Raw genomic sequence first — 6,683 nt, 5'->3', positions numbered from 1 at the left:
TCCGCGACATGTGAACATCCTCCCAGCGGGACCGGTGATCCCGCTATCTCGGTGTCCACTACCTCGGGGGAACCTCAATGGGCTTCCATCGCACGTACATGGGCAGCGTCGAACGAGGGGAGCGCAACCTCACCCTTCAGACTCTCGAGAAGATTGCCGACTTCCTGGAGGTAGATCCGATTGACCTGCTTAGGGAGTCGGCGTAGCTCAGCAGTTTGAGCCGCGGATGCCAGCGGGATCGGACGACGGGATCGGATCTTCGCGGCGCTAGCGATATGACGACGCGGATGCCCACGGGTGTCCAGACATCGTCTGTGGTGTATTCCGTCCCGCTGTCGCTGCGTAGTCGTGATGGCGCGGGGCGGGCTCAACCGCGGTCGGGCTGTGTGACGCAGGCCAGTCGTGAAGACCTCAGACGTCGGATCTTCGCGACTGCAATCGGTGAATCTGGTCGAGGGGGCTTTGGTGAGGTCATACCTGCAAGTGTCTTGCGGTGATCTGCTCGATCTTTACGAGGCTCTCGAAGAGTTCTTCTCCGATGGCTTTGCGTAGTTTGCGTTCGATACCTGCTGCGAGGTCGTCTGCTTTGTTGACAGTGTCGGTCCCGAGGTCCGTCAACCGTATTTCGATAAGCTTTTGATGGATTGGAGACGTCTGGCGCTCGATGAGGCCCTTGTTCTCGAGATTGTTGAGCATTGTTGCTATCGATTGGGGGGCTCCGAGCCCGCTACGTGCAAGTTGCGCAGCAGAACTGGGCTGAAGGTGCTTGATCGTGAGGAGGGCGGCGTATTGCGGGACGGTGATGTCGAGCGGACGCAGTTCTGCGGTCTTGGCCCCGATGATCAGTTGCTCAAGTCTTTTTACGTAGGTGCCAATCCTTTGGTCGAGGACCTCTGACAACAGCGCAAGGCCCACGTCGTCTGGCAAGGGTCTTCCTCCTCATTTGTTCCGTACTTGTGACAGCATACTGGGGCATATCAGATCTAGGGCATGATCTGGTAGGGGTTCCCGTGTCCTGGAAGGATCGTGCATGTCTCGTGGATCCATGCGGCGCGCAGGATGCCGGTGCTGCGGGAAAGTTGGTGTGCGTCACCTCCTGGTGGAACAGGTGTGCTGACCCGCCCATTGCCGAGGAGTGTGTCACCCGTGCAGACGATCCGTGCCGATCCGCAGTCGAGGACATAGGTGACTGAGCACGGAGTGTGCCCCGGCGTCGGTACCGTCGTGACCTGAAGACCGGCCAGGCGCATTACGGGGGCCGGGGCGAGGAGTTCGAGAGGTCGCCGATGCGGGTGCTTTTGGATCAGTCGGTGGGGAAACTGCGCGGGTAGTCCTTCCTCCGGTCGCGCGAGTAGGTGGTGTCCGGCCCGTGGAAGATGTACTGGGATGCGCAGTGTATCGGCGAGTGGCGCGGCGTCCCATGTGTGGTCCATGTGCCCATGGGTCAGGAGTACCGCGACGGCGTCTAGTCCTCGTTCGTCGAGTGTGTGGTGGACCCAGGGTGCGCTGCCGCGTCCTGGATCCACCACCACCACTTCATCGGAGTCTGTCGGCCCGACGATGTACGTGTTGGTGAACCCAAATTCAGGGCCAAAGGCCTTGTGGTGGTAGTCGATCACGGAGCTGGCTACCAGGTAAGGACGTACTTGCCACATGACGTGCGCTGTTCAAGGCGAGTGTGAGCCTCGCGCACCTCGTTGGCACCAATCTCGGTGAACTTGGCCCTAATCCGTCCGTCTGCGAGATGTGTGAGTGCCTGGCGCATGTGTTCGCGTAGCAGGTCGGGTTTGGAGTACCCGATCGCGCCTAGGTTGTAGCCGACCAGGGTGGTGCAGCCGAACCAGATGCTGTCGCAATCAATTTGAAGATCGTCGTTTGCTGCATCACCCATGATGACGTGACGGCCGAGTAACCGTGTCTTGTCTCGCAGCAGCTTTCGGACTGGGCCGCCGATGGTGTCAAAGATGACATCGAAGTCCTCGGCATCGGCAAGTTCGTCGTAGGTGACTGCTTCTGTGTCGGAGGTGAGTTCTCCGAGTTTGCTGAGATCGCTGGTGACGGCGACCAGGGTGAGATCTTCGCCCTGGAGTAGGTCGAGCAGGCACCGCCCGACGCCACCGGCCGCAGCGGTGATCAGGACTCTGTCGCCCGTGTGTGGTCGGCCGCTGAGTGCGATCGCGCCGATCGCGGTGGTGGCATTGCACAGAATTGCGGCGGTGCTTGCTCCGTCGAGTCCAGACAATCGGCCATCCAGCTTGATGGATTTGTCGGTGTCGGCAAGGGCGAGCTCTGCTTGCCCGCCTCCGCCGAGGGTGAGTGCTGCGACGCGATCCCCTATCGAGATGGGCCCTGGCTCAGTGCCTGTGGCGACGACTGTGCCCACCACTTCGAGCCCTGGCGTGTGGGGGAGGTCGACCGAAATCTGGCCTCGACGGAACATGACCTCTGCGAAGTTGATGCCAGCGTGGTCGACGTCGATGAGAATCTGTCCTGGTCCGGGTTTGGGAGCGGGGTCTTCGGCGACGTTGAGTACATCGGGCCCACCGAAGCGGTCGAATGAGATTGACTTCATAGAATTTTGTCCTTATCGGAGTCAGCTGGGTGTCGGAGCATCGACGGGTTGTGGTTGGTGGGAGGAAGAAGTGGCATCGGGTTCGCGCATGAAGACTGCGATGAAAGGCACAGTTAGCGCGCAAACGATCCCGATCCAGAAGTACGACCAGTGCATGGCGTGGTCGAACGCGTCGAGTGCCCAGTCGAGGAAGTCGCCGCGTGGGGGTTCCTCAAGTGCTTCGCTTGCTGTTCTCAGGCTGCCTTCGGCGATGGTGTTCGCGACGTCAGGGACGTCAGTTGCCAGGGATGCAGATTGATCGATAGGGGTATCGGAGAGAGCGCTTCTCAAGTAGGCCACGATCAGGCTGCCCATGACAGCGATGGCCACAACCTCCCCGGCGATGCGAGTGGTGTTGAACATGCCGACCGCCATGCCCGCACGTTCAGGAGCGACCGATGTAGCGGCGGCAGCGTCGAGGATTCCGTTCGAGATGCCGAAGCCGGTACCGATCACAATGAGCGGGAATGCTGTGGCTATCAGCGAGCTACTGCTATCGATGCTGATCATGCCGAAACAGCCGGCCGCGACGAGCGACATACAGACAACCATCAACCAGCGTGCGCTGTAGCCGCGGGCAACGAGTGCGCCAGCGACTCCGGGCATGACGAGGGTTGGCAGTGTCAGAGCCATCATGTAGACGCCGGCGTTCCAGGCAGTGAGGTCATGCGCGGTCATCAGGTACGTGGGGAGGTAGACCAGTAAGGCAACGAATCCGAATGCGAGCGAGATCGGGGCGAGGCATACCGCGAAGTAGCGCTTCTGTTTTAGTAGCGAAAGGTCGAACATCGGGTGCGAGGACCTAAGTTCGATGACGACGAATGCGGCCGCAAGCGCGACAGTGGCACCGAATAGAGCGAGAATATATGGGTCGTCGAGTCCTCGTTGTGGCGCTTCGACGAGGCCGAGGATGAAGCTAAACAGGCAGAGAACGAAGGCGACTGCTCCCGGCCAGTCAATATTTCTGGTGGCTGCTTCTGGTCGTCCAGGCAGTGGCTTCGAGCAACTCAGGGCGAGGATTGCCACGACGACTTGGGCGAGGAAGAATGCCCGCCAGCCGAACGCAGTCGACAAGCCGCCGGCGAGCATGGGGCCGAAGGCGAGCCCGATGCCGAAACTTGTTCCGAATAGTCCAAAGGCGCGAGCTTGGGCGGGGCCTTCGAAGTTTTGGGCGATGGCCGCAGCTGCGCTTGTCATTACTGCTGCCGCGGCGATACCCGTAATACCGCGTACGAGATCGAGGAAGAGCAGGTTGCTGGCAGCGCTCGCTGCCAGCGCGCATATGCCGTAGGTGGTAACTCCGATTCGGAACATCCGGCGGCGCCCGTAGATGTCTGACATTGAGCCCAACGCGAGCATGAACGCGGCGAATGTCAGGTCGTAGGCGTGAACGACCCACTGCAATTGGACGATATCGCCGCCGATGTCGGCAGCGATCGAAGGCAGAGCGACGCCTGTGCCGGTGATGGATGTAGGAAGCAGCACTGCTGCAATGCATGCCGCGGCCAGAACAACCGGATTGTTCTTTCGGCTGGACGCATGGTCAACGACGGGTTGAGTTTTCGCCATGAGTGGCCTTTCTGTAGAAGCGGTGGCGGACTATCTGAGAGCGGTGTAAGAGGTCACGTGTCCGTCTGGCCTGACGGTGATGACTGCTGGCTTTTTACCGAGCACTGCAGCGGCGTCGTCAGGAACCGCCGTAGCGTTCAGCGTGTGTGTATGTGCAACCGAAGCGTCGAGATGGGGAGTAGATCGGCTACCGGTCCAGCGATAGGTGCGGTGTGCGTGGTGAGGTGCTGTCGGCAAGTTGTCCGGCAGCCGATCACCTGGGCGAAGCGATGATTTCTCTCCAAAGCTGCGACGTGACGGGGCGTATCGCGTATCGAGCTGGGCGAGTCGGTGGGTGATCTTGCGGCGGACTGCAGGGGTGAAGCGCACAGCTGCCGAGAGAAGTTCACGTTCGATGCGGTTCGATAACGTCGAGGTGGCACCGAACCGCGTCAGCAGTCGGCTGGTCTGCATGACGCGTTTGACATCGCCGCGACGCTCCTGGGTGTACTCGTCGAGCAGCGTCGAAGGCTCAGCCGAGTGACTGACAATCTCTGTGATGCGCCATGCGAGGTTGGCTGCGTCTTGAAGGCCAGTGTTCATGCCTTGGCCGCCGGCCGGGCTCATGGTGTGCGCTGCATCGCCGACCAGCGCAGCTCGACCCATCGAGTAGGTGTCCGCGTGGCGAAACTTCACTTGGAAGTGAGATTCCCACGGCAGATCAACCAGGTCGGCGGTGATGCCCGCGCGCAAAGCAAGGGCTTCTCGAAATCCCTGCTGGCCGAGATAGTCTGCGCCGTGTGGAATACCGGTCGCAATCCGGAATGCTCCGGCTCCGACTGGCACTAGCCCGAGCGCTCCGTGGGTGCTGTAGTAATAGCCGACATCTCGCGGTGGGATTGTTCCGGAAATCGCGACGTCAGTGATGGCGAACGTAGTATCGGGCCCGTACTGCGAGAACTTGATGTTTAAGGCAGCGCGGACGCTGCTCTCCGGTCCATCAGCGCCCACGACGAAAGCGGCATGACGCTCGTATGTTGATCCGTGCACGTCGCGCAGCGCGACACAGACGCCACCTGCGGTGTTTTCGAGGCCAATCAGCTCGAGTCCGCCCTCGACCGTAATGCCTAGTTCACGTAACCGCAGACGGAGATGGGCCTCGAAATCGGGCTGCGGAATCGATATTCCGAAGGGGAATCTGGTGGTCGTCAACTCGCCGAGTTCGAACGTGCCGAGGCGGCGGTAGGGCGTGGACACCGTGATCCGGTCGACCCGGGTACCGGCCTCGATGACTGGTTCGGCCAGACCGTGCCTGTCGAGGAGTTCGAGTTGTCTTGACCAGATGGTCGTCGCTTTGGATCGGACCCCACGGTCGTTTCGTCCATCGATCACGGTGGCAGCTGTCCCGTTGAGTGTGAGCTCGAGGGCTGTCATCAGCCCCGTGGGACCGGCGCCGACGATCAGTACGGTTGACTCGTCGATCAAGACTCCCGCCTAGGGGCGACGGTGATTGCGGCGACAGTGATCGTGAAACCCGCTCCGGCGCTGATGAACAGGTGAGTGGCATCGTGGTTCTGCGGGTCCGCGACGCAATCGGCAAGGTTGGCAGTCAGATCGCCTGCCCCGAGGTGGCCGGTTTCCGGGACTGGCTCGGTTTGTAACGGAGTGCTGCGGCGGATGGCCGGAAGGTAAATTGAATCGATCGTTTCCGAGAGGAGGCGTGGTAGCCAAACTCTTCCGTCGGGGATGGCGCTAGCGATCGTGGCGGCCACCGTCACCTGGTCGATCAGCTCCTCGACGGAGCGCTGTAAAGACTTGTGTAGAAGGTCTTTTCCATAGTGTTCGAGATAGCGCTTTTTGGTGGCGCGCACGTTAACGGGCAAGCCTCGTGCCGGATCGAGTGACAGCATGTCAGGGGCATAATGCATGGCCTCAAGTTGCGACAATGCAGCTGTTGCCGTGGCAACTACAGTGCATATCGGTCCATGGGCCCGGTCGATCACCTCGAGTTGGTTGGTGGCGATCATTGCTGTCGCTGCATCGCCGTAGACGATGCCGTAGTCCGCGCCCCATCGGTCGAACCCCGGTGCAGCGAATACGTCGGAGGATGCAATGACCGATGTGAAGCCCTGGCCTGCGGCAACATTTTCAGACAATGAGAGCGCAGTGCCAACTCCATTGCACATCTGTTGGATACCGATCGGCACTGCGCGGTCGAGCCCGGCCCGACGTGCGACAGCGTGGGAGGGCGAGAAGAAATGGCTGCCCTGGTAGTAGGTGAACGCATAGAAGAGGCTGTCGATTGCTTCAGCGGAGATCTGGGATCTGTGCAGGCTCTCGCGTACCGCGGCCGACCCAAGATCGATTGGCCCAGTATCGGCAACAGGCACCCGAAATGACTCAGGAACAACAGGCTTGCGACCTATCGATGTGCCTGACGTGAGCGCTTCGCTGAGCGTCTGCCGCCTAGCGGGGGCGACCATCGTTGGGGCCAGGATTGTCAGATGCGTTGTCGATTCCATTG

At 60.6% G+C, this 6,683-nt stretch carries 7 protein-coding genes; 1 reads left to right on the top strand and 6 read right to left on the bottom strand.

All coding sequences use genetic code 11. From position 1 onward, the window contains the following. Window positions 1-77: 77 nt before the first annotated feature. Window positions 78-206 carry a helix-turn-helix transcriptional regulator gene (locus VIQ49_RS05670; RefSeq protein ID WP_331881830.1) on the top strand — a complete coding sequence of 43 codons (129 nt, stop codon included), beginning with the start codon at window positions 78-80 and terminating at the stop codon, window positions 204-206. A gap of 265 nt (window positions 207-471) precedes the next feature. On the opposite strand, the gene VIQ49_RS05665 is transcribed toward VIQ49_RS05670, so the two are convergent. From VIQ49_RS05665 to VIQ49_RS05645, 6 genes are read right to left on the bottom strand one after another with little or no spacing between them, the layout of a single operon-like run. Then, complete coding sequence (locus VIQ49_RS05665) at window positions 472-927, bottom strand: MarR family winged helix-turn-helix transcriptional regulator (protein ID WP_331881828.1); 456 nt, start codon at window positions 925-927, stop codon at window positions 472-474. 56 nt (window positions 928-983) lie between these two features. Next, a complete protein-coding gene (locus VIQ49_RS28885) occupies window positions 984-1,655 on the bottom strand; it encodes an MBL fold metallo-hydrolase (RefSeq protein ID WP_414731580.1) in 672 nt (223 codons plus the stop codon). Then, a complete protein-coding gene (locus VIQ49_RS05660; protein WP_331881825.1) occupies window positions 1,628-2,572 on the bottom strand; it encodes a zinc-binding alcohol dehydrogenase family protein in 945 nt (314 codons plus the stop codon). Before VIQ49_RS05660 ends, VIQ49_RS28885 begins: the two co-directional genes overlap by 28 nt. Window positions 2,573-2,593: 21 nt before the next feature. Next, window positions 2,594-4,180 carry an MFS transporter gene (locus VIQ49_RS05655; protein WP_331881823.1) on the bottom strand — a complete coding sequence of 529 codons (1,587 nt, stop codon included), beginning with the start codon at window positions 4,178-4,180 and terminating at the stop codon, window positions 2,594-2,596. Window positions 4,181-4,210: 30 nt separating this feature from the next. Further along, entirely contained in the window at window positions 4,211-5,644 is a 1,434-nt protein-coding gene (locus VIQ49_RS05650) for an FAD-dependent oxidoreductase (RefSeq protein ID WP_331881820.1), read from the bottom strand. Then, complete coding sequence (locus VIQ49_RS05645) at window positions 5,641-6,681, bottom strand: hypothetical protein (protein ID WP_331881817.1); 1,041 nt, start codon at window positions 6,679-6,681, stop codon at window positions 5,641-5,643. The genes VIQ49_RS05650 and VIQ49_RS05645 overlap by 4 nt, the downstream gene beginning before the upstream one ends. Window positions 6,682-6,683 lie beyond the last annotated feature (2 nt).

The organism is Williamsia sp., from assembly GCF_036566845.1.
In the GTDB taxonomy this organism is placed as follows: Bacteria; Actinomycetota; Actinomycetes; order Mycobacteriales; family Mycobacteriaceae; genus Williamsia.
The sequence above is the reverse complement of the archived record's forward strand: the minus strand, read 5'-3'. Positions and strand labels throughout refer to the sequence as shown.

Bases quoted from the DNA above. Each gene is read 5' to 3' on its own strand.
- VIQ49_RS05660 (WP_331881825.1), bottom strand. From the start codon at position 2,572: ATGAAGTCAATCTCATTCGACCGCTTCGGTGGGCCCGATGTACTCAAC.
- VIQ49_RS05655 (WP_331881823.1), bottom strand. From the start codon at position 4,180: ATGGCGAAAACTCAACCCGTCGTTGACCATGCGTCCAGCCGAAAGAAC.
- VIQ49_RS28885 (WP_414731580.1), bottom strand. From the start codon at position 1,655: ATGTGGCAAGTACGTCCTTACCTGGTAGCCAGCTCCGTGATCGACTAC.
- VIQ49_RS05670 (WP_331881830.1), top strand. From the start codon at position 78: ATGGGCTTCCATCGCACGTACATGGGCAGCGTCGAACGAGGGGAGCGC.
- VIQ49_RS05645 (WP_331881817.1), bottom strand. From the start codon at position 6,681: ATGGAATCGACAACGCATCTGACAATCCTGGCCCCAACGATGGTCGCC.